This window comes from Afipia broomeae ATCC 49717 (assembly GCF_000314675.2).
GTDB classification, from domain to species: Bacteria; Pseudomonadota; Alphaproteobacteria; order Rhizobiales; family Xanthobacteraceae; genus Afipia; species Afipia broomeae.
Map to the genome: position 1 here is coordinate 255,668 of NZ_KB375282.1, position 22,466 is coordinate 278,133.

The following is a 22,466-nucleotide window of genomic DNA, read 5'->3' on the forward strand; positions in this document are numbered from 1 at the left end:
CGTCCCATGAGCCTCTCCTTCCGCCGCGATCTCATCACCCGTCCGATCTTCGCGTGGGCGCATAAGGCGCTGCCGCCGATGTCCGACACCGAGCGCGAGGCGCTCGAGGCCGGCGACGTCTGGTGGGATGCCGATCTGTTCACCGGCAATCCCGACTGGTCGAAGCTGCTGGCCTTCGCTCCGGCAAAGCTCACCGACGAAGAGACGGCTTTCCTGAACGGCCCGGTCGAGCAGCTTTGCGAGATGGTCGACGAGTGGAGGGTGAACTGGGAATGGCGCGACCTGCCGCCCGAAGTCTGGGAGTTCATCAAGCGCAACAAATTCCTCGGCATGATTATCCCGAAGGACTATGGCGGCCTCGGCTTCTCGCCCTATGCGCATTCGGAAGTGGTTCGGAAAATTTCGTCGCGGTCGGTGACGGCGGCGGTCACGGTGATGGTGCCCAACTCGCTCGGGCCGGGTGAACTGCTGATGCACTTCGGCACCAAGGAGCAGCGTGACAGGTGGCTGCCCGGTCTTGCGGAAGGCCGCGAGATTCCCTGCTTCGGGCTGACCAGCCCGGAGGCCGGCTCCGACGCCGCGTCGATGATCGACACCGGCATCATCTGTAAGGGCACGTTCAACGGCAAGGAGACACTCGGCCTGCGGCTGAACTGGCACAAGCGCTACATCACCCTTGGCCCGGTGGCGACGCTGCTTGGTCTTGCGTTCAAGGCCTACGATCCAGATCATCTGATCGGCAGCGAGGAAGAACTCGGCATCACGGTTGCGCTGATTCCGACTGACCTGCCCGGCGTCAGCATCGGTCATCGCCATCTGCCGGCAATGCAGGTGTTCCAGAACGGTCCGAACTGGGGCAAGGACGTTTTCATTCCGATGGACTTCATCATCGGCGGACAGGAGCGCATCGGACAGGGCTGGAAGATGCTGATGACAGCGCTGGCCGCGGGCCGCGGCATCTCTCTGCCGTCGCAATCCTCCGCAGGCGCGGCGTACTGCGCGCGCGCCACGGGGGCCTATGCGCGCATCCGCGAGCAATTCCATGTGCCGATCGGAAAGTTCGAGGGTATCGAGGAGCCACTGGCGCGCATCGCGGGCACGGCCTACCAGCTCGACGCCGCACGACGGCTAACCTGCGCCGCGCTCAATCAGGGCATTCATCCGGCGGTGGTCTCCGGCATCATGAAGCTGCACGCCACTGAACGCCTGCGCATCACGGTGGATGACGCGATGGATATTCATGGCGGCAAGGCCGTGATCGACGGGCCGCAGAACTACATGGGCAATCTCTACCGATCGGTGCCGGTCGCCATCACGGTGGAGGGCGCAAACATCCTGACACGCAATCTCATTGTGTTCGGGCAGGGATCGGTGCGCGCGCATCCTTATCTTCTGAGCGAAATGAATGCGATTGGCGAAGCCGACCCGAAGAAGGGCCTCGCCGATTTCGACGCGTCGTTCTGGAAGCATGTCGGCCACGCCATCACCAATACATTCCGCGCATGGGGCCGGAGCTGGACCGGCGGCGCGTTTGCCCCGGCGCCCGAGGCTGGCGCCGCGACCGGTTACTACCGCCAGCTCTCGCGTTATTCGGCAGCGTTTGCGCTGTGCTCTGACATGGCGCTGCTGACGCTCGGCGGTGCGCTCAAGCGCAAGGAAATGCTGTCGGCAAGGCTCGGCGACATTCTCTCCGAACTGTATCTGCTCTCGGCGGCATTGAAACGCTGGGAGGACGAGGGCCGTCAGGACGCCGACTTCCCCGCGCTCCAATGGGTGATGGCGAACGGCATCCGCACCATCGAGAACCGTCTTGCGGAGGTGATCGCTAACCTGCCGAACCGCTTTGTGGGCGTGATCCTCAAATTCCTGATCCAGCCGCTCGGCGCCAATCCGCTCGGACCGTCGGATAAAGTTGTGCACCACTGCGCGCAAATGATCCTTGCGCCGGGTGCGGTGCGCGACCGGCTGACCGCGGGCCTCTATCATGGCAACGACGATGGTCCGCTGGCGCGGCTGGAGCGTGCGTTCCTGCTGGTCACCGCCAACGAGCCGATCGAGAAGAAAATGCACGCCGCAAAAATCCGAGACTGGAGCGAAGCCGTGAAGAAAGGTGTCATCACCGCCGACGAAGGCGCAAAGCTCAAGACTGCGCACGATGCGGTCGCGCTGGTGATTGAGGTCGACGACTTCGCACCCGAAGCGCTGTCGCCGATCTATCACAAGCGGACCGAGGCGAAGCAAACCACGCCGGACCGGGCGGCAAGCTGATGGCGCGACCGGTTTATATCGTTGACGGCGCACGCACGCCGTTCCTGAAAGCACAAGGCGGGCCGGGGCCATTCACCCCGGTCGATCTCGCAGTTCAGGCCGGGCGGCCCTTGCTGGCGCGGCAACCTTTTGCGCCAAATGCGTTCGATCAGGTCATTCTCGGCTGCGTCAATGTCATCGCCGACGAGATGAATCCGGCGCGCGTCGCGGCGCTTCGCCTCGGCATGGGCGAGCGCATGGTAGCGTTCACCGTGCAGATCAATTGCGGCTCCGGCATGCAGTCGATCGACACGGCGTATCGTTATATTGAAGCCGGCAAGGCCGACATGATCCTGGCGGGCGGCGCGGAAGCGCTGAGCTACGCGCCGCTGGTGTTTCCGCAATCCGGCGTGCGCTGGTTCGCGAAATTTGCGGGCGCCAAGGACACGCTGTCGAAGGCGGCAGCGTTTCTGAAGGCGCGGCCTTCGGACTTCAAGCCGATCATCGGTCTTGAACGCGGATTGACCGATCCGATCACCGATCTCAACATGGGCCAGACCGCCGAAGTCGTCGCGCATCTGATGGGCGTGACGCGCGAGCAGGCCGATGCCTACGCTGTGGAAAGTCACCGGCGGTTGGCGAATGCGCAGGAGCAGGGATTCCTGAAGGGCGAGGTCGAGACCTCGTTCGCGCGCGACGGCAAGTTCTACGACCATGACGACGGCGTGCGGCCCGATTCGTCGATGGACAAGCTGGCAAGACTGAAGCCCGCCTTCGAGCGGCCATGGGGACAGGTGACGCCGGGCAATTCGTCCCAGATCACCGACGGCGCATGCTGGACCATTCTGGCGTCCGAGGACGCCGTCAACAAATACGGGCTCAAGCCGAAGGCGATCATCGTCGACAGCCAGTGGGCGGGGCTCGATCCGAGCATCATGGGTTTCGGCCCGGTGCTGTCATCGGCCGAACTCATGAAGCGCAACAAGCTCAAATTGCAGGACATCGAGACCTGGGAAATCAACGAGGCCTTTGCCTCGCAGGTGCTGGCGTGTCTGGCTGCATGGAACGATGACAAGTTCTGCCGCGAGGTGCTAGGTCTCGACGGCGCGGCGGGCGAGATCGACCGCACAAAGCTTAACGTCGACGGCGGCGCGATCAGCCTCGGGCATCCGGTCGGCACCAGCGGCAACCGCATCGTGCTTCATCTGGTCAACGCGATGAAGCGGCTCGGCACCCGGCGCGGCATCGCCACCGAATGCATCGGCGGCGGCCTTGGCGGCGCGATGCTGATCGAGACAGTGTAAGGGAACGGACATGGACTCACGCATCATGGATGTTCTCAAGGACCGCGTCCTCGAACTCGGACCTGAGCCGCAGGCTGGACCGTACAGGAACTTCAAACTGACGCGCGACAGCGATGGTATCGCCTGGCTGCTGTTCGACCGCGAAGGCACGAGCGCCAACACGCTGTCTGCGAGCGTGCTCGAAGAGTTCGAGACCGTCATTGCCGCGCTGGAGCAGGACCGCCCCGCAGGGATCGTCATTCGCTCGGCGAAGCCGTCGGGCTTTATCGCGGGTGCAGACGTCAACGAATTTCGCGGCGTGACCGATCCGCGCGAGGTCGAAAGCCAAATGGCGCGTGCCCATGCGGTGGTCGACCGGCTGGAAGCGCTCAAGGTTCCGAGTGTCGCGGTGATCCACGGCTTCTGTCTCGGCGGCGGCCTCGAAGTGGCGCTGGCGTGCAACACGCGCATCGCCATCGACAATGCGCGCTTCGGGTTTCCCGAGGTGATGCTCGGCCTGCATCCGGGCCTTGGCGGCACCGCACGGTTCACCCATCTCGTCAGCCCGCTCGAGGCCATGACGATGATGCTGACCGGCAAGACCATCGATGCCCGCAAGGCGAAGTCGCTCGGCCTGGCCGATGCGGTGACGCAGGAGCGGCATGTCCGAAATGCGGTGAAGGACGCGATCTTCGGGCGGCTGCGGCCGCACAGGCAAGGCCTGCTTGCAAGAGCGATGAATCTCGGCCCGGTGCGCGGCCTTCTTGCCAACAGGATGCGCGGCGAGGCCGCGAAGACCGCGCCGAAGGATCATTATCCCGCGCCATACGCGCTGATCGGTCTGTGGGAAAAGCACGGCGGCGATCGCAAGGCGATGCTGGCGGCGGAGCAGGTCTCGTTCGCCAATCTGATGGTGACGCCGACCGCGCAGAATCTGATCCGCGTGTTCTTCCTGCGCGAGCAGATGAAGAAGCTCGCCGATGGCCGCAACACCGTGAAGCATGTTCATGTCATCGGCGCGGGTGCGATGGGCGGCGATATCGCCGCGTGGTGCGCCTATCAGGGCCTGCGCGTGACGCTGGCCGACATGAAGGCCGAACCGATCGCCGGCGCGGTCAAGCGCGCTTCCGATCTGTTCGGCAAGATCATCCGCAAGAAGGCCGATCTGCGCGATGCGCTCGACCGGCTGATGCCGGACATGACCGGGGAAGGCGTGCGCAACGCCGATCTGATCATTGAGGCGGTGCCGGAAAAGCTCGAACTGAAACAGAAGGTCTATGCCGGGCTCGAGCCTGTGATGAAAGCCGGCGCGATCCTTGCCACCAACACCTCCAGCATTCCATTGCAGGATCTGCGCACCACGCTGACGCACCCCGAGCGGCTGCTGGGCCTGCATTTCTTCAATCCGGTGTCACGTTTGCAACTCGTCGAGGTGGTGAGCCACGACACCGTCGATCCGCATGCATTAGCGACGGCTTTGAAGTTTGTCGGCGCCATCGATCGCCTGCCGCTGCCGGTGAAAAGTTCGCCGGGCTTCCTCGTCAATCGCGCGCTGACGCCGTACATGCTGGAAGCGATGGTGATGCTCGACGAGAAGGTCGACAAGGCGGTCATCGATGCTGCTGCCGAGAAGTTCGGCATGCCGATGGGGCCCATTGAGTTGGCCGATCAGGTCGGGCTCGATATCTGTCTCGCGGTGGGCGACATGCTGCGCTCGAAGTTCGGCGAAGCCGCGCTCCCGCCAGCGCCGGACTGGCTGCGCGACAAGGTGAAGAAGGGCGAGCTCGGCCGCAAGACCGGCAAGGGATTCTACGAGTGGAAGGACGGCAAGGCGGTGAAGCTGCCGTCGCCGGTGCAGCCCACCGAGGAGATGATCGACCGCCTCATCCTGCCGATGTCGAATGTCTGCGTGGCCTGTCTGCGCGAAGGTATTGTGGAGAATGGCGATGTGGTGGACGGCGCCATGATCTTCGGCACGGGATATGCGCCGTTCCGCGGCGGTCCGCTGAATTATGCACGCACCCGCGGCGCTGCGAACGTTGTTGCGGCGCTGAAGGCGCTGGAAGCGAAGTTCGGCGGTCGCTTTAAACCGGACGCCGGGTGGGATACGTTCGCCTGACACATATTTTCGTTCAGCTTCATTTGACGGATTTCATCGATGGCAGACACGCCCGTTCACGCCGCGCCCGCCCCAGCCGCGCCAGAGGGCGAACTCTCCATTCGCACCATGGCGATGCCAGCGGACACCAACCAGAACGGCGATATCTTCGGCGGCTGGCTGCTCAGCCAGATGGATATTGCGGGCGGCATTTTTGCGTCCAAGGTTTCGAAGAGCCGCGCCGTCACGGTTGCGATTGAAGCTATGACCTTCCGCAAGCCGGTCAATGTCGGCGATGTGGTTTCGGTTTTTTGCACCACGGTCCGGCTCGGCCGCACCTCGATCACCGTCCATATCGAGGCTTGGGTGCAACGCCGGAAGGAATCGCAACTGATTCTCGTGACCGACGGAAACTACACCTACGTCGCTATCGATGACGAGGGCCGTCCGCAGCCCATCGGGCAGCGTTCTCCATCCGTCAGCGTCTGACGAGGGATTCTTCCTCAAGACGTTAGGTAATTTTTCGCAACTGTGACGGTTGTACGAATTCGTTCGTCCCGTTTTGTTGCGCTGCACGGAACCGGCATTGCTATTTTGTCGCGCTGTCCCCGACGATCTTCCGGCCTATGCATTCCAGTTATAAAACTGTCGCGCGAAGCGCCTACAGGTTCGGCGCACTGCACACGCGGGAGTCACTCACCGTTTGTTTTCCGGTCATTTCGGGCTGAATACAGGCTCTCTGCTGTTGGCCCGGGATGTGCATACCAGATCGGTATGAGTCGGAAAGAGGCGGTGTGTTGAAGGCTTCAAGGGGCTGAAACCTTTTCAGCCCTTCGGGGTTATAGCGCGTGAGAAACCCTAAGGACGGGGCACGGGATAGAACATGTCGGACACCTACATCATCGAAGTCAGTTCGGAAGCCGCGGGTATCGTTGTTCGCGAGAAGTCGGGTTTTCGCTTCTTCGCGGCGGTGCATAAGTTCAATCCGCTCGATGGCCGCGTTTTCAAGAATGCACGTGAGGCCGAACGCGCCGCGACGCGGTTCCTTGCCGGGCAACTCGATCCGCTTCCTGCATAAACTCTTCCCAAAACGAAAGAAGGCCGGAGTGCAATCCGGCCTTCCTGATTCAAGATACGCGTGAGCGCGTTATTCCGCCGCGGCCTGACGGCCGAGCACCGGATAGTCGGTGTAGCCCTTCGCGCCGCCGCCGTAGAACGTGGCCTTGTCGAAATCGTTCAGCGGCGCGCCCAGCTTCAGCCGCTCGACGAGGTCGGGATTCGAAATGAACGGCTTGCCGAATGCGATCAGGTCGGCCTTGTTCTTGTCCAGCACTTCGGTCGCCAGCTTGAAGTTATAGCCGTTGTTGGCGATGTAGGTGCCGCTGAACCGCTTGCGCAGGCTGTCATAGTCGAACGGTGCGTTGTCGCGTGGACCGCCGGTCGCGCCTTCAATGACATGGATGTAGATGAGCTTCAGCGCATTGAGCTGGTCGACGATGTGGTCGAACAGCGGCTGAGGATTGCTGTCGGATACATCGTTGGCGGGCGTCACCGGCGAGATGCGGATGCCGGTGCGGTCGGCGCCGGCTTCGGCGGCGACGGCCTGTGCCACCTCGATCATCAGGCGCGCACGATTCTCGATCGGGCCGCCGTAGGCGTCCGTGCGCTTGTTGCTGCCGTCCTTGGCGAACTGGTCGAGCAGATAGCCGTTCGCGCCATGAATTTCGACGCCGTCGAATCCGGCTTCGAGTGCGTTGGCCGATGCGCGCTTGAAGCTGTCGATGATGCCGGGGATTTCGCCGATTTCGAGCGCACGGGGCTCGGAGACGTCGGCGAATGAGCCGCCGACAAAGGTCTTGGTATTGGCGCGGATCGCAGAGGGCGCAACCGGCGCGCCGCCGTTCTCCTGCAAGGTGGTGTGGGAAATACGTCCCACATGCCAGAGCTGGATGTAGATGTGGCCGCCGCGCTCATGAACGCGGTCGGTGACCTTGCGCCAGCCCGCGACCTGTTCCTTGGTGTAGATGCCGGGCGTGTCCTGATAACCCTGGCCCTGCTGCGAGACCTGGCTCGCTTCGGTGATGAGCAGTCCGGCCGAGGCGCGCTGTCCGTAGTACTCGATGGCAAGCGGATTGGGCACGAAGCCCGCGACAGCGCGGTTGCGCGTCAGCGGAGCCATGACGGCGCGGTTCGAAAGGGTGACGGCGCCGAGCTTGTAGGGATCGAAGAGTTTGGAAACGGACATGGCTGCTTTTCCTGAGGGTGACTTCAATGCAGGTGCATGTAAGTATCCCGGCTCTGAAAACGCAAGTCTTGGTCGGTTGAAAAGTGCTGATTCAGGCAGGCTGAATAGCAGTCATGTATTCCGTGTTTAAAACACAGGGGCGCGCCGCGAAGAACGATTTCCCTCGCCATGGAGGCAAAGCGATGCAAATCGTCTTCACGCCGTCAATGGGACGAAAGGAAAGCAGCGTTACGCTGCTTTCTTCATGATCCTTACGCGCCGAGGAAGTCGCGCTTGCCGAGTTCAACGCCGTTGTGGCGCAGGATGTCGTAAGCGGTCGCGCAGTGAAAGAAGAAGTTCGGCAGCGCCATGTGGTTGAGATATTCCTGGCCAGTCACCGTTCGCGTCGTGCCGGGTCCCGAAGGAAACGTAATCTCGCGCGTCCCTGCGCCCTCGAATTTCGACGGATCGATCGTCTTGATGTTGCCAAGGACCTTCTCGATTCGTGTCTGCAACTCGGCGAATGTATTCTCGGTGTCGGGGAATGACGGAAGTTCAAGCTGCGCGAAGCGTGCAGATGCGCGGACCGCGGCATCGCACGCCGCCATCACCTGCCGCTTGAGCGGATACATGGTCGGGTGCAGCCGTGCGTTCAGCAAAACATCAGGATCGATTGATTTTTCCTTCGCAAAGCCTTCGGCCTTGGCGAGAAATGCAGACATGGCCGTCAGTGTGTGGACAAAGACCGGAACGGAGCCGTCATAGAATGACATGGGGGACCTTTCGGGGAGAATCTTGCCGTGAAGCAGACTGGCCCGATGTAGATGTTCTCTTTGTGCTTGCAAGTGCCGGCAGTTGACAATCAGCCGCCACGCATGCGCGCCAGCAATTCGGCGGTCGGCCATGAATCGGCCGGGAGGCCGTACTTGACCTGCATGGTCTTGATCGCGATGCGGCTTTGCTGGCCGAGAATGCCGTCGATCTTGCCGACGTTGTAGCCCTGCCGCGCGAGCAGTTGCTGCAATTCCTTGATCTCGTTGAACGGCAACTGCGCAACCGGCGCTGCAGGTTTTCGCATCGGACCCGCGCCCGCGATGCGGGTGGCGAGATAGCCCGCCGTGGTCGAATAGATCAGGGAGTTATTCCACTCGGTGTAGGCGGCGAAATTCGGATAGGCGAGAAACGCCGGCCCGGTGCCGCCCATCGGCAGCAGCACGGAAGCGGGCAGTTCGTCCTTCGGCAGCGGACGCCCGTCGGCATAGGTCACGCCCCAAGCCGCCCATTTCGAGCGTGGGTGCTTGATGGTGAGATCGGCCTGATCCCACGGCAGGTTCGCGGGCACGCGGATTTCCTGCAGCCACGGCTCGCCGCGCCGCCATTTCAATCCGTTCGCGATGTAGTTCGCGGTCGAACCGATTACGTCCGGCGCGCTGCGCAGCATGTTGCGATGACCGTCGCCGTCGTAGTCCACGGCGTAATCGAAGTAGTGGCGCGGCAGGAATTGGGTCTGGCCGAGCTCGCCGGCCCATGAGCCGATCATCTCGGAGGGCGAAAGATCGCCGCGGTCGATGATCTTCAGCGCGGCGATGGTCTCCTGCCGGAACATCTCGGAGCGGCGGCAGTCATAGGCCAGCGACACCAGCGAGCGCAGCGTCGGCAGCTTGCCCTGCACCGCGCCGAAGTCGCTCTCCAGCGCCCAGAATGCCGTGATCACCGCAGGCGGCACGCCGTATTCCTTTTCCGCGCGCGCAAAGGCCTGCGCGTAGGTCTGGATCAGTTGCTGGCCTTTGACCCTGCGGCCTTCGGATGCCATGCGGCCGGAGAACTCCGTGAAGATCTGGCCGAACACGCGCTGGCCCCTGTCGCGGTTCACGATGCCCTGATCGTACACCATGTAGGGCGAGGCGGCGGCAATCGCGCGCTGCGACACGCCGGCGGCGACCGCGTCCTGTTTCAATTGGGCCAGAAACTGATCGAAGCTCTGGCCGCCATGGCAGCGTGCGCCGGATTGGGCGTGGGCGGGGGAGGTGAACGCAGCAGCGCCGACAAGCAGAACACCAAGCATGGAAGGAAAGCGCAGCATGAGAGTTTCCCCTGAATGTCATGGCCGGGCTTGACCCGGCCATCCATCTAAAATCGTCGTCGATTTGTGCTGCGATGGATTGCCGGGTCAAGCCCGGCAATGACGAATTGGATGTTGTTTACAATTCCCTGGCGTGGCCGAACGCAAGAGCGACACGCGGCACCCAGCCTCCGCAAAAGAAAATGCCCGGCTTTGAGGCCGGGCATTTCGTTGTTGTGATTGTGTCGAGCCGTTCGTTTAGCCGAACTGGTTCATTGTGTTGTGAGCGCCACCGGCCTTGAGGGCCGCTTCGCCAGCGAAGTATTCCTTGTGGTCGTCGCCGATGTCGGAGCCGGCCATGTTCTGGTGCTTCGCGCAGGCGATACCCTGGCGGATTTCCGCGCGCTGAACGTTCTTCACGTAGCCGAGCATGCCCTGGTCGCCGAAGTATTCCTTCGAGAGGTTGTCGGTCGACAGCGCAGCCGTGTGATAGGTCGGCAGCGTGATCAGGTGGTGGAAGATGCCGGCGCGCTTGGCCGAATCCGCCTGGAAGGTGCGGATCAGGTTGTCGGCTTCGATCGCCAGCGGCGTGTCGTCATACTCCACCTTCATCAGGTCGGCGCGGTTGTACTTGCTGACGTCCTTGCCGGCCGCCTTCCACTCGTCGAACACCTGCCAGCGGAAGTTCAGCGTCCAGTTGAACGACGGCGAGTTGTTGTAGGCCAGCTTCGCGTTCGGGATCACCTCGCGGATGCGATCGACCATTTCGGCGATCTGCGCGATGTTCGGACGCTCGGTTTCGATCCACAGCAGGTCAGCACCGTGCTGCAGCGAGGTGATGCTGTCGAGAACGCAGCGATCGACGCCGGTGCCGGAGCGGAACTGGTACAGGTTGCTCGGCAGGCGCTTCGGACGCAACAGCTTGCCGTTGCGGCTGATGATCACGTCGCCGTTGCCGACGTTGGATGCGTCAACTTCGTCGCAGTCGAGGAAGCTGTTGTACTGGTCGCCGAGATCGCCCGGCTTGTGGCTGACGGCGATCTGCTGGGTGAGGCCGGCGCCGAGCGAGTCGGTGCGGGTCACGATGATGCCGTTGTCCACGCCGAGTTCGAGGAACGCATGGCGGCAGGCGCGGATCTTCGCGATGAAGACCTCATGCGGCACGGTGACCTTGCCGTCCTGATGGCCGCACTGCTTTTCGTCCGACACCTGGTTTTCGATCTGCAGGGCGCATGCGCCCGCCTCGATCATCTTCTTGGCGAGCAGATAGGTTGCCTCGGCGTTGCCGAAGCCTGCGTCGATGTCGGCGATCACCGGCACGACGTGGGTCTGGAAGTTGTCGATCTTGTCGATCAGCGCGGCTTCCTTGGCCTTGTCGCCAGCCTTACGGGCAGCGTCGAGCTCACGGAAGATGTCGTTCAGTTCGCGCGCGTCGGCCTGACGCAGGAACGTGTAGAGTTCTTCGATCAGCGCCGGCACCGAGGTCTTCTCGTGCATCGACTGATCCGGCAGCGGTCCGAATTCGGAGCGCAGCGCTGCGATCATCCAGCCCGACAGGTAGAGGTAACGGCGGTCGGTCTTGCCACCGAAGTGCTTCTTGATCGAGATCAGCTTCTGCTGGGCGATGAAGCCGTGCCAGCAACCCAGCGACTGGGTGTACTTGGTCGGATCAGCATCGTACGCCGCCATGTCCGCGCGCATCACGTCCGCGGTGTAGCGGGCGATGTCGAGGCCGGTCTTGAAACGGTTCTGCAGGCGCATGCGGGCAACCGCCTCGGCGGTCACGCCGTTCCAGGCCGGATGGTCCTTGAGGAGAGCCTCAGCCGCAGTGAGTTCCGCCTTGTAGGAAGACGGGCCTTGAATTGCCTGGTCGGAGATTCCGCGCGATTGATAATTCATGGTGGTGTTCCCTTGTGAAGTTGTCCCTGTTTCAACCCATTGCGCGGCCATTCGCTAGAGGGATTGAAGATAGCTTGTCAGACTTTACAAACTTTCGTTGTAATGCTGTAATTAGTTTACAATAGAGGTAAATCAGTAGGCGATTCCCATGGCAACAGCCACAATCCGCTCGGTTTTCATGGGTCCGCGCCTGCGGCGGCTGCGGCGCGATCTGGGGCTGACCCAGGCCGACATGGCGGCGGATCTGGACATTTCCGCGCCTTATGTGGCGCTTCTGGAGCGCAATCAGCGGCCGGTCACGGCGGATATGCTGCTGCGCCTTGCCCGTACCTACAAGATCGATCTCGCCGATCTCGCGGGCGACGGCGGCGCCGATCATACCGCGCGGATGCAGGCGGTTCTGAAAGAGCCGATGTTTGCCGACATCGATATTCCGCCGCTTGAAATCAGCGATATCGCTATCGGCTATCCCGGATTGGCGGAAGCATTCCTGCGGCTCTACACGGCCTACCGCGAGGAACAGCTCGCACTGGCCGATCGCAGGAGCCCCGGCCTGACAGGGGCTGCATCGCGCTCAGGGCCTGGCGGTTTGGATGCCAACGATCCGGTCGCGGAAGTCCGGCGGTTTCTGGCCGCGCGCCGAAATAACTTCGCGGATATTGACGATGCGGCAGAGCGCATTCTTCAGGGGCCGGCGGATCAGGCCTGGCTGATCGAGCGGCTGCGCGCGCGGCATAATCTCCGCGTCCGCCATTTGCCGCCCAATGTCATGCTCGGCTCGGTGCGGCGGCTGGATCGTCACCGCAAGGAAATCCTGTTCGATGACTCGCTCGACACCGCGAGCTTCAACTTCCAGTTGGCTCAGCAACTCGCCTATCTCGAATTCGAAGATGAGATCGGTGCAGCGTTGAAAGCCGGCCAGTTCACCACCAAGAGCGGCGAACTCCTGGCGCACCGGTCGCTCGCGAGTTACGCCGCGGCGGCGCTCATCATGCCGTATTCCGCATTCGTGAAAGCCGCGGAGACGCGCCGCTACGATATGGAAGCGCTGGCGCGCCAGTTCGGAACCAGTTTCGAGCAGACCGCGCATCGCATCACGACCCTGCAAAGACCGGGCTCCGAGAAGGTTCCGTTCTTTTTGATCCGCGTCGATCCGGCAGGCAATATTTCCAAGCTGCTCGACGGCGCAGGCTTTCCCTTTGCGAAGCACGGCGGAGCCTGTCCGCTGTGGTCGGTGCACGGGGTGTTCAAGACGCCGCGCCAGATTGTGACGCAGTGGCTGGAATTGCCTGACGGCCAGCGCTTTTTTTCCATTGCCCGCACCGTCACCGCCGGCGGCGGCTCGTTCGGTGCACCGCGTGTGGAGCGCGCCATCGCCATCGGATGCGCGGCTGAACATGCGGAAAAGCTGATTTATACCAGCGATGACTCCGGGCCCCGCGCTGACGCGCCGACGCCGATTGGCGTCGCGTGCCGCGTCTGTCATCGTCCGACATGTGCCGCGCGATCCGAACTTCCGATCGGCCGCGAACTCCTGCCTGACGATTACCGGCGGCTCAGCGTTCCGTTCGGATTTTCGTCCGATTGAGAGTTCATCGCGCGACGGTCTCTTGAGCGCAAGTTCGCCTTATTTTGCAGTACTTTCTGTGGCGATGACGCGGACCCGCGAACCGCCGCACTGGATTATTGCAAAATTTCCATTACAAAAGCCGCCGACGTGATTAGATAGTGTTCAGATCAGTACACGACGAGAAGCGCAGCGGCTGAATGCCGGGCATGACTGGAAGCCGATCGGTTTCCGAAACATGCTCACAAAAACAGTCTGGTGCGCTCAAGCTAACGAACGGAGACTCACATGAGCGGCGGCAGCATTTTCTGGGTGATCGGCGGAGAGTTCGGCTCGATGAACTTCCACAAACTCGTGGCGGGCTCGGCACAGGTTCAGGGCCCCTTCAAGACCCGGAAGGAAGCCGAGGACGCCTGGCGTGTCGTCTCCGAAGAGAACCGTCATCGCGGCAGCGTTCGCTTTTCCATCGTGGAAGAGCCGAACCGCTCGAATACCTGACACCGACAACTTCCGGGGAGGGTTCGTCTCCCGCCACAATTTACGGCCCTGTTCCGCTTCCGGACGGGGCCGTTTTCATTTTGGGACATGAACAACGCCATGAAACCACGCGCGAAACGGCCCGAGGCCTTGGCGCGGGAACAGGGTTACTGATAGATTAAGGGTGTCGAAACAAACCTATCGAACCCTAAGGTTTTCAGGTCATGGCGGAACAGAGCGTCCCGAGCGATTCAGCCGGCAAACTGAACCCGTTCCGGTTGCGCGACGCCCTGCGGAAGGCTCGCATCGAGGCCGCCGACCGCACCAGCGTGGTCGTCGATCTGCGCGACGCCGAAGTCGCCCGGCTGGAAATTCTCAACGACGCGCTCGATTCGCTGTTCTCCGAGATTCCGGCCGGGGTCGATCTGTTCGATCGCGGCATCAGCCAGGGCGACACGCCGCGGCTGTGGATCGACGCCGTCGCGCATATCGCGATGGGCCGCGACAAGCGCATCTACCGCTTCGTGCAGGACACCCGCTTCGGGCGCATTGTGATTGCCGAGTCGCACGACATCCCGGTGATGGTCGATGCGGTGACGGATTATATCGCGCGCCGCCTGATCGAACGCGAGCACGCGATAGTGGTGACGCCGGCTCCCGCACCCGTGGCGGCTGCCGCTATCCCGGCGAAGCGCCGCAGTGCTGTCTGGACCTTCGCGTTCGGATTCGCCGCAGGTCTCGCCGCGCTGTTCGGCTTCGCGCTGGTGATGGCGCTGCGCGGAATCTAGATCAGTTTCTCATCCTTGATCTCGCCGAGCATCATGCCGTCGGCGAATCCGCGCACGCGATGCTGGCAGCGCCATGCATCGCCATTTCGTTCGATTAAAAACAGATTATAGGCTGCGGGATGATTGTGCCCGTGCGCCATTGCGGAGGCGGACGGCACGCCGATCGCGGGAATCCGTCCGCGCGGTCCGTCGAGCCAGACGGTGGCATGGCGGTGATCGTGGCCATGCAGCACGAGTTCGACGCCGTGGCGCGCAACCAGACCCAGCAGTTCATCGGAATCGCGCAGCCGCGCCGCCCAGCGGCCCGGCGTTGTCACCGGCGGATGGTGGATCATCAGCACGCGAAACAGCTTCTCGGAGGCAAGCTTCGGCAGCAGCTTCTCGAGATCGCTCCGCTGCTGCTGCCCGAGCCGCCCGGTCGCCATGAAGGGTGCTGTGGGAACAGCAGTGGACACGCCGATCAGCGCAAGCGGGCCGCGCCGCCGCAGATAGGGGAATGTCGCTTCGCTGTTCTTCGCTGCGCCGTCGCCGCGAAGATAGTCCGCCCAGGCTTGCGGAAAATGGTCGCGGATGCCGCGCACATAGGCGTCGTGATTGCCCGGCACAAGCGACACATCCTCCGGCGTGCCGACGCTCTCCAGCCATCTGCGGGCTTCGGCAAATTCCAGCGGCAGCGCGATGTTAACGAGGTCGCCGGTGACGGCGATGTGGTCCGGCTGCTGCGCGTGCATGTCGGCCACGAGTTCGCCGAGCACTTCGCGGCGGTGGACCATGTGCCGCTTGCGCCGCCAGTTGAGATAGCCGATCGCGCGCTTGCCCACGAGTTCGCGCAGACGCGGCCGCGGCATCGGGCCGAGATGCGGATCGGACAGATGCGCGAGCACAAACGACGTCATAACCTTTTGTTACATGCGTTATCTCGAAATGTCATGATATTCAGAATGCCGCACATCGTCGTGCCAGGGCTCTTGACGCGGGCATGACGACTTTCTTGATGGTTTGCTGGACGTGGATCGCCGGATAATCCGGCCATGACGGCGTCGGGATTTCGGAACTGATTTTGACGAAGGACATCTCAAACGTTCGCATGAAAATCGAGCCTCTGCTCCGGCGCATGTTTCACGTCTACTGGCGCTTCGCCCGGGGCATGACGCTCGGCGTGCGCGCGGTCGTGCTCGATGGCGAGAACCGCGTGTTCCTGGTCAAGCACAGCTACGTCTCCGGCTGGCATCTGCCGGGCGGCGGCGTCGAGACCGGCGAGACTTTCCTGAGTTCGCTGAAGCGCGAACTGATCGAGGAGGGCCGGATCGAGATGACCGGCGAGCCGCTCCTGCATGGCCTGTTCTTCAACCGCCGGGTGTCGCCGCGCGACCATGTCGCGGTCTATGTCGTGCGGCAGTACCGGCAGGACCGGATGCCTGAGCCCAACCACGAAATCGTGGCCTGCGGCTTTTTCAGTGTCGCAGATCTGCCATCCGACACCACCCAAGGGACAAGGGCGCGGATCGCCGAAGTGCTGGATAACCGGCCTTTGACCGAGGACTGGATTTAACCGCCTCCGTCATTCCGCGGCGCGAGCGAACCCAGAATCCAGTCGTTCTGGATTCCGGGCCTGCGCGTGAAGGACGCGCATCCCGAAATGACGGCGGGTGAACTCGTGATTGGGCGGAGATTTCAGCTCAGTCGATCCGGTGGGCCGTAGACCGTGCCCACGCCAGATGCTAATTCGCGGTCCATCATGTCCGACCTTTCCCTGACCATCCTGGCCGAAACCCCCGGCGACGAGCAGGCCATCGAGCGCCTGCACGAGCGCACGTTCGGGCCGGGCCGCTATGCGCTCAGCGCCTATCGTCTGCGGGAGCATGTCGATCATCTGCTCGATCTGTCGTTCACCGCGCGGATCGGCACACTGATGGTCGGCTCGGTGCGGCAACTGCCGGTCTGCATCGGCAACACGCCGGCGTTGTTGCTGGGGCCGCTCACCGTCGAGCCGCCGTTCCGCGATCGCGGCGTCGGCCGGGCGCTGCTCGACCGCGCGTTGAAAGATGCGAAGGCAAAGGGTCACCGGCTGGTGCTGCTGGTCGGCGACGAGGCCTATTACAGCCGCGTCGGCTTCAAGCGGATTCCGAAGGGGCAGGCGACGATGCCGGGACCGGTCGATCACGCGCGCCTGCTGGTGCATGAACTCGTCGATGGCGCATTTGAAGGCGTCAGCGGAGCGATCCGTCCCGACTGGAATTTCGCGCGGGCGCGGTGACGCAAAGGATTTTTCGGTTTTACCTCTCCCCGTTTACGGGGAGAGGTCGGATTGCGAAGCAATCCGGGTGAGGGGCCGGGCATCGCGGTGTGCGACAAGATTTGCCCCTCACCCCAACCCTCTCCCCGCAGGCGGGGAGAGGGAGAAGCAAACGCTTCGCTCGCAATGACGGCTGTCAGTACTTCACATTTGCAAACATGCGCACGCCGATGCCCGGCAGCAGGACCTGATCCTTGCTGTAGGACACGGAGTTGCGGATGTCTTCATTGAGCAGGTTGTCGCCGACAACACCGAAGGTGAATTCCTTCGTACTCCACCAGTCGCTCTTGGCGAGCTTTGTGGTGTAGCTCAGCTCGGCTCGCAGACGGTTATAGCCCGGTGTCGAGGTTTCGATGCCGCCGATGTCGTTCTGGGCGAAAGCATGCAGAAGGTTGACGCGGGCGAGCCAGTTGGCGTCGCGATAGTAGACGCCGCCGCCAAGCCGCTGCGGCGGAATGCGCGGCACGTTGGTGCCGTCGGTGAAGGTGGCGCGCACGACGTCATACTGTCCCTCAATGCCGAACTGTCCGGCCCAGAGCGGCAGCACATCGTACTGAAACTGGAATTCGGCGCCGCGGAAGGTCGCATCCTTCTGCGAGTAGATCGCCTGATTGAGTTCGAGACCCGGGCCGGCCTGACACGTGACATCTTGACATGTATTGCCGGTCAGCCGCCGGTAGATGAAGCCGTCGAAGCGCGTGTAGTAACCGGTGAGTTCGAACCGGAACGGCCCGGTCGCGCGGCGCAGACCGACTTCAACCGACTTTGCGGTCTCGATGCCGAGATTCGGATTGCCGATATCGAAAGTCGTTGTCGCATCGTGACCGCCGCGCGAGAACAGCTCGGCGGGCTTGGGCGCGCGTTCGGTGTACTGGCCGGTGATGCTGGTCGCCAGATTCCACGGAAGATTCTGGATCAGGCCGATGCTGCCGCTCTTCGGCGTGAAGTTCAGATTGCGCGGTGTCGCCGGACCGATCGCCGTAGGATCGACATTGAGATCAAACAGGTCCGGAACGAAGGCCGGCGTGGTGCCACTCAAATTCACATGTTCGACGCGCGCTGCCACCTGCGCCTTGGTGATCTCGCTGAACTTGAACTCGTTGAAGATGTAGCCAGCGACCTTGGTGTTCCTGTTCGGGTCCCACAGGCCGTTGAGCGGGCTGCCCGGATCGTCCGGGCTCGGCGCGGTCAATTCCTGGTGCGAGGCTTGCACGCCGACCGCAGTGGTCAATGCCGCGAAACTCAGATTGAGCGGCGCGAACTGCACTTCGACGCGGCCTTCCTGTTCCTTGTTGGTGAAGGTCTGGCGCACGCCGTCGCTTGAAAAATCAGCCGGATCGGCGAGGCCGATTTCATTGTGCTTGTAGTCGGTGGCGCCAGCCCAGAACCGGATCACGTCGATCGCCTTGGTGTCGGGGTGATAGTCGCCCTTCACCGTCAGCTTGGTCTGCCGCGCACTGATGCGGGTGCGGTGGTCTTCGCCGTCCTCGCCGGGGATGTGATAGATACTGTTGTTCTGCTGGATGGCTGCGCCGATGAAGCCGCCTGCGAAGAAGTACGATCCGCCGATCGATGCGCCGTCGGATTGTGATGAGGAGTTCGGCTGCTTGCCGGTGAACGGCCGCGTCGGATCGAAGCGGTAGGGCGAATTCGGAATGCTGTAGTCTTCGGTCTTGCGCGCGAAAGCGTCGGCATGGATCGCGACGTTGTTGCCGGCGGCATCGAGCAGCACCGCGCCTTCGCGTCCGAGATCGACGCTCGATAACGATGAACGCGTCTCAAAACTGGCGCAGGGATTCGACGGCGAGAGTTGCGGCGCCTTGACGTTGTATCCGTAGGTCTGGATCGACGGCACCGCGCTGCAGGGCAGGGTGTCCGGAATGCGGTTGTTGCTGGCGCTGACCACGCCGCCGATTGACTGCGACCCGTAGCGCAGCGTTGCCGGTCCGCGGATGACCTCGACCTGATTGGTCGAGAGCGGGTCGATCGGCACGAAATGATCTTCGCCAAGATCGGACGCGCCGTTGCTGCCGATGCCGTTCTCGACAATGCCGACGCGATTGACGTCGAGCCCGCGGATAATCGGACGGCTCGATGCGCCGGGCGCGAAGGACGAGCCGGTGATACCGGGCTTGTTGTTCAGGAGATCGCCGAGCGTCGAAGCCGCGCTGCGCCGGATTTCCTCATTGGGCACCACGGTAACGGTGGCAAACTGATCGGTGACAATCGGCAGTGTGCCCGCAAAGGTTTCGGGGTTGGGCGCAGGGGCAGCGGCTGGCGCTGCGGCCGTGGTGCGGCCCGGCTGCGCGCTATGCCGATGCGGACGCTGAATCGGGCTCGGCGCCTGCACGACGATCTCGGGCAGCGTTTCGCTGGCGCCAGGGTCGGCCTGCTGCGACCGCGCGGCGCCGTTGACGAGAAGCGCCATGGCGACGGCGGAGCCGCCGGCCAGCGAGGCGCGAAGAAACTTGTACGACATGATGCTTTGATCCTGATGCCGCCTCCGATCCATCGTGTGGGACCGGGCGGCTCACCTCGAATGTCCCGCGATCACCGCTGCGCGGCGACCGTCGGGATCGGACAACGATTCGAGTCAGGCTTGCGGAGGTGCGCGGGAGCGGAATGCGCCGCGGCGGGCGTCGTCCGCGATGGTTTCATAATGGAAGGCGGTCCGGAGCGCCGTGACCGTCAGCGGCATCGTCAGCGAGGGTGGAACTGCTGCGACGAGGGTGTTGGCCATCGCCATGGTTGCGCAGATGGCGCACAGGTCGCGATGGACATCCTGGTCGTGGTCTGTATCGGGCGTCGATGCTTGCGACTGGCTCGCCGCGATACCGGCAACGGCGACATCGTGGTGGCAATGGCCGAACGACAGGCCGAGTTGCAGCGCCAGCGCGAACAGCGCCAGCAGCGACAATCTCTTTGCCTTCGATCGCAGCCAGTTCATGAACCGATACGCCCCGCACCATCCGGTTAGACCCATCCGGTCCGGTTCCAGATGTTATAATATAACATCGCTGGTCGAGGCCTGAGTGTCAACACAGGAGGCTGGAGGGGCCTGGCCGAAAGCGGCGGCGCGCGACCCAAAGGACACAGGGCGCGGCTGTTACATGGCTGTCATGGTTGACCGAATCGTAACGAACGGCTGTTCTCATTCGCGCGAGGAGAGCGTGAATGCTCAAGTATTTTGAGAACGTCCGTCTTGTGCGAATGGCGGATGGTAAAACCTACAAGCTCATTCGTGATCTGGGCTTGGTCAAGGGCGGGAAGGGGCTTCGCTGCCACGAAGCGATCATGACCTTCCAGCTCAAGCTGAAGCCCGTCAGCATCCATGTTCCGCTATCGGAGTTGATCTCGATGCTGTCGGTCGCGGTGGCCCGGCGTTCGGCCGCTTAACTTTCCACCACGTCTGAATTTGCAGCCAGCTTGCTCATTGGCCCAGTCGGCCAATGGCCGAGAAACTAGCGGCCTTCGCGCAGCCAGGTGCTGGCGAATGCGCCGAGCAGCAGCAACAGGCCAATCAGGCCGGCGAAGATCGGCAGCACGCCGATGCCGCGCACCACACTCGCATCGCGCATCTTAACGCCGAGCCAGCCCTCGCCGCGAAACACCGTCGAGGCGCGCACCGGCAGCACGCGCGGCAGATCGATGCTGCCGCTGTCGGCCACGCGGCGCGCATCGCCCCCGGTCGCCTGCAACAGCGGGCGCAGCGCTTCTGTCGTCGATGTGACTTCTGCGAATTCCTTCGGGTTGACCGGGCCGACATTGATCAGCGCCTTCAGCGACCCGTCGGTGGCCTGCCAGAGGCCAAGCTCGTCGGCGCTGATCGAGGCGCGCCATTCGCCGGGTTCGCCGGCGTTCAGCGTCACCTGGCGCATGACACCGGACGGCGAGGTAATGGTGACCGGCGACACGGTGTCGGCCATGGTCTGGCGCACCGCGACGAGATCGCGGCCCTCGACTTTCAGCCGCAGTGCTTCCTCATCGAGATCCGGCTGCTTCATCAGCCAGTGCGACATCCGCCGCAGCAGATCGAGATGCGGGCCGCCGCCTTCATAGCCGCGTGCCCACAGCCAGATGTGGTCGGACAGCAGCAGCGCGACGCGGCCTTCGCCCTGCCGTGACAGCAGCAACAGCGGCTTGCCGTCGGCGCCTTCCATGATCGGCGGGTTGGCGGGGTTGCGCGTGTCGATCAGGCGGAAGAAGCGGCTCCAATGCGGCGGCTCGCTGCTGGAGCCCTCAAGCCCACGCGTCACCGGATGGCGCTTGCCGATATTGCTCAGGCGCGCCGTGAAGGCCTGTTCGCTGACGCCGACCGGCTCTGCGGGGAGGATCGCATCGAGCGGCGTGCGCCAGATGCTGGTCGGGCTCGCATAATCGGGACCGGCCGAAACCAGAACCGCGCCGCCGTTGCGCACATAGCGGGTGATGTTGTCGAAATACGAAATCGGCAGCACACCTTGCCGCGCGTAGCGGTCGAAGATGATGAGCTGGAATTCGTTGATCTTCTGCTGAAACAGTTCGCGGGTCGGAAATGCGATCAGCGACAGTTCGTTGATCGGGGTGCCGTCCTGTTTCTCGGGCGGGCGCAGAATGGTGAAATGCACCAGATCCACGCTGGCGTCGGACTTCAGCAGGTTGCGCCAGGTGCGTTCGCCGGAATGCGGCTCACCGGATACCAGCAGCACGCGCAGCTTGTCGCGGACGCCGTCGATGGAAACCACGGCGCGGTTGTTCACCGGCGTCAGCTCATCGTCGAGCTTCGAGGCCTCGATCTCGACAATGTTCGGCCCCGCATGCGGAATCTCGATGGTCACGCTGACCTGCTCGCCGCTGCGCACTGCGCGCTCGCTCAGCACGTCACCGTCGCGCCGGACCACAACCCGGGCGCTCTGGTTGGTCACGCCCTGATCGTCGAGGCGATAGGTGATGGTTTGGGTCTGCCCGACAATGCCGAAACGGGGTGCGGCGACAATGGCGACGCGGCGGTCGCGCTCGTTGCTGCGCCCGGTGATCAGCGCATGCACCGGTGCATTGAAGCCGATGGCGGCGGCAGTGGCGGGAATGTCGTGCACCCGTCCGTCGGTGATGAGAAACGCACCGGCCACGCGGTCGGTCGGCACATCGGACAGCGCCGAGGTGACCGCCGAGAATAGCTTGGTGCCGTCGGTTTCGCCGTCGGCCTGTCCGGCCTCGACGACGCGCACCTCAAGTCCCTTGATGTCTTTCAGACGGGCGACCAGTGCCTCGCGCGCCTCATTGGTCTCGCGGGTGCGCTCGCCGAAATTCTGGCTCGGGCTCTTGTCGATTACGACAGCCGCGACCGAGGTCAGAGGTTCGCGCTCTTCGCGCGTGAACGATGGATTGGCCAGCGCCAGCAAAATCAGCGTGAGTGCTGCGACACGCACCGCTGCGCCGCGCGCACGCGCCAGCATCAGGACAGCCGCGATCACGACGATGGCAGCTAGGCCGACCCACAGCACGAGCGTGGGGACGAGGGGCGCGAATGCAATGCCATACTGCAT

General features: G+C 62.9%; 19 protein-coding genes. 11 read left to right on the forward strand and 8 right to left on the reverse strand.

Annotated elements, in window-relative coordinates:
- Positions 1-6 precede the first annotated feature (6 nt).
- The 5 genes from HMPREF9695_RS01280 (at position 7) to HMPREF9695_RS01300 (ending at position 6,706) form a co-directional block, all read left to right on the forward strand.
- Positions 7-2,268 carry an acyl-CoA dehydrogenase gene (locus HMPREF9695_RS01280; RefSeq protein ID WP_006018948.1) on the forward strand — a complete coding sequence of 754 codons (2,262 nt, stop codon included), beginning with the start codon at positions 7-9 and terminating at the stop codon, positions 2,266-2,268.
- Positions 2,268-3,551 (forward strand): acetyl-CoA C-acetyltransferase, encoded by a 1,284-nt coding sequence (locus HMPREF9695_RS01285; RefSeq protein ID WP_006018949.1) that lies wholly within the window; start codon positions 2,268-2,270, stop codon positions 3,549-3,551. Before HMPREF9695_RS01280 ends, HMPREF9695_RS01285 begins: the two co-directional genes overlap by 1 nt.
- Positions 3,552-3,561: 10 nt before the next feature.
- Complete coding sequence (locus HMPREF9695_RS01290) at positions 3,562-5,649, forward strand: 3-hydroxyacyl-CoA dehydrogenase NAD-binding domain-containing protein (RefSeq protein ID WP_006018950.1); 2,088 nt, start codon at positions 3,562-3,564, stop codon at positions 5,647-5,649.
- A gap of 39 nt (positions 5,650-5,688) precedes the next feature.
- A complete protein-coding gene (locus tag HMPREF9695_RS01295; RefSeq protein WP_006018952.1) occupies positions 5,689-6,117 on the forward strand; it encodes an acyl-CoA thioesterase in 429 nt (142 codons plus the stop codon).
- 394 nt (positions 6,118-6,511) lie between these two features.
- The gene (locus tag HMPREF9695_RS01300; RefSeq protein ID WP_006018953.1) at positions 6,512-6,706 is read left to right on the forward strand and encodes a hypothetical protein; all 195 of its coding nucleotides are present in this window, start codon (positions 6,512-6,514) and stop codon (positions 6,704-6,706) included.
- Positions 6,707-6,775: 69 nt separating this feature from the next.
- Here the strand turns inward: HMPREF9695_RS01300 and HMPREF9695_RS01305 are convergent, their stop codons facing one another.
- From HMPREF9695_RS01305 to HMPREF9695_RS01320, 4 genes are all read right to left on the reverse strand, one after another.
- Positions 6,776-7,873 (reverse strand): alkene reductase, encoded by a 1,098-nt coding sequence (locus HMPREF9695_RS01305; RefSeq protein WP_006018954.1) that lies wholly within the window; start codon positions 7,871-7,873, stop codon positions 6,776-6,778.
- A 251-nt stretch (positions 7,874-8,124) separates the two neighbouring features.
- Positions 8,125-8,625, reverse strand: coding sequence for a DUF1993 domain-containing protein (locus HMPREF9695_RS01310; RefSeq protein WP_006018955.1), 501 nt, complete (start codon positions 8,623-8,625; stop codon positions 8,125-8,127).
- 89 nt (positions 8,626-8,714) lie between these two features.
- Positions 8,715-9,935 carry a lytic murein transglycosylase gene (locus HMPREF9695_RS01315; RefSeq protein ID WP_006018956.1) on the reverse strand — a complete coding sequence of 407 codons (1,221 nt, stop codon included), beginning with the start codon at positions 9,933-9,935 and terminating at the stop codon, positions 8,715-8,717.
- Positions 9,936-10,172: 237 nt separating this feature from the next.
- Positions 10,173-11,813: an isocitrate lyase gene (locus HMPREF9695_RS01320; protein WP_006018957.1), complete on the reverse strand. Its 1,641-nt coding sequence runs from the start codon at positions 11,811-11,813 to the stop codon at positions 10,173-10,175.
- Between the two features lie 148 nt (positions 11,814-11,961).
- Here HMPREF9695_RS01320 and HMPREF9695_RS01325 point away from each other — a divergent pair, with 148 nt between their 5' ends.
- The 3 genes from HMPREF9695_RS01325 (at position 11,962) to HMPREF9695_RS01335 (ending at position 14,645) form a co-directional block, all read left to right on the forward strand.
- Positions 11,962-13,401 carry a helix-turn-helix domain-containing protein gene (locus tag HMPREF9695_RS01325; protein ID WP_006018958.1) on the forward strand — a complete coding sequence of 480 codons (1,440 nt, stop codon included), beginning with the start codon at positions 11,962-11,964 and terminating at the stop codon, positions 13,399-13,401.
- 267 nt (positions 13,402-13,668) lie between these two features.
- The gene (locus HMPREF9695_RS01330) at positions 13,669-13,878 is read left to right on the forward strand and encodes a DUF4170 domain-containing protein (protein WP_006018959.1); all 210 of its coding nucleotides are present in this window, start codon (positions 13,669-13,671) and stop codon (positions 13,876-13,878) included.
- Positions 13,879-14,081: 203 nt separating this feature from the next.
- A complete protein-coding gene (locus HMPREF9695_RS01335; RefSeq protein ID WP_006018960.1) occupies positions 14,082-14,645 on the forward strand; it encodes a hypothetical protein in 564 nt (187 codons plus the stop codon).
- Here HMPREF9695_RS01335 and HMPREF9695_RS01340 read toward each other — a convergent pair.
- Positions 14,642-15,541, reverse strand: a complete 900-nt coding sequence (locus HMPREF9695_RS01340) for a metallophosphoesterase family protein (protein WP_006018961.1) — start codon at positions 15,539-15,541, stop codon at positions 14,642-14,644. The two genes, HMPREF9695_RS01335 and HMPREF9695_RS01340, sit on opposite strands and share 4 nt — an antisense overlap.
- 191 nt (positions 15,542-15,732) lie before the next feature.
- On the opposite strand from HMPREF9695_RS01340, the gene HMPREF9695_RS01345 reads away from it, so the two are divergent.
- A complete protein-coding gene (locus HMPREF9695_RS01345) occupies positions 15,733-16,197 on the forward strand; it encodes an NUDIX domain-containing protein (RefSeq protein WP_006018962.1) in 465 nt (154 codons plus the stop codon).
- A gap of 186 nt (positions 16,198-16,383) precedes the next feature.
- Positions 16,384-16,902: a GNAT family N-acetyltransferase gene (locus HMPREF9695_RS01350; RefSeq protein ID WP_006018963.1), complete on the forward strand. Its 519-nt coding sequence runs from the start codon at positions 16,384-16,386 to the stop codon at positions 16,900-16,902.
- Between the two features lie 175 nt (positions 16,903-17,077).
- Here the strand turns inward: HMPREF9695_RS01350 and HMPREF9695_RS01355 are convergent, their stop codons facing one another.
- Both HMPREF9695_RS01355 and HMPREF9695_RS01360 read right to left on the reverse strand, forming a co-directional pair.
- On the reverse strand, positions 17,078-19,420 hold the full coding sequence (locus tag HMPREF9695_RS01355; RefSeq protein WP_006018964.1) for a TonB-dependent receptor: 2,343 nt from the start codon (positions 19,418-19,420) through the stop codon (positions 17,078-17,080).
- 114 nt (positions 19,421-19,534) lie between these two features.
- Positions 19,535-19,888, reverse strand: a complete 354-nt coding sequence (locus tag HMPREF9695_RS01360; protein WP_024575994.1) for a DUF2946 family protein — start codon at positions 19,886-19,888, stop codon at positions 19,535-19,537.
- Positions 19,889-20,115: 227 nt separating this feature from the next.
- Here HMPREF9695_RS01360 and HMPREF9695_RS01365 point away from each other — a divergent pair, with 227 nt between their 5' ends.
- The gene (locus HMPREF9695_RS01365; protein ID WP_006018966.1) at positions 20,116-20,337 is read left to right on the forward strand and encodes a hypothetical protein; all 222 of its coding nucleotides are present in this window, start codon (positions 20,116-20,118) and stop codon (positions 20,335-20,337) included.
- Positions 20,338-20,402: 65 nt separating this feature from the next.
- Here HMPREF9695_RS01365 and HMPREF9695_RS01370 read toward each other — a convergent pair whose 3' ends face one another.
- Positions 20,403-22,466, reverse strand: a complete 2,064-nt coding sequence (locus HMPREF9695_RS01370) for a hypothetical protein (protein WP_006018967.1) — start codon at positions 22,464-22,466, stop codon at positions 20,403-20,405.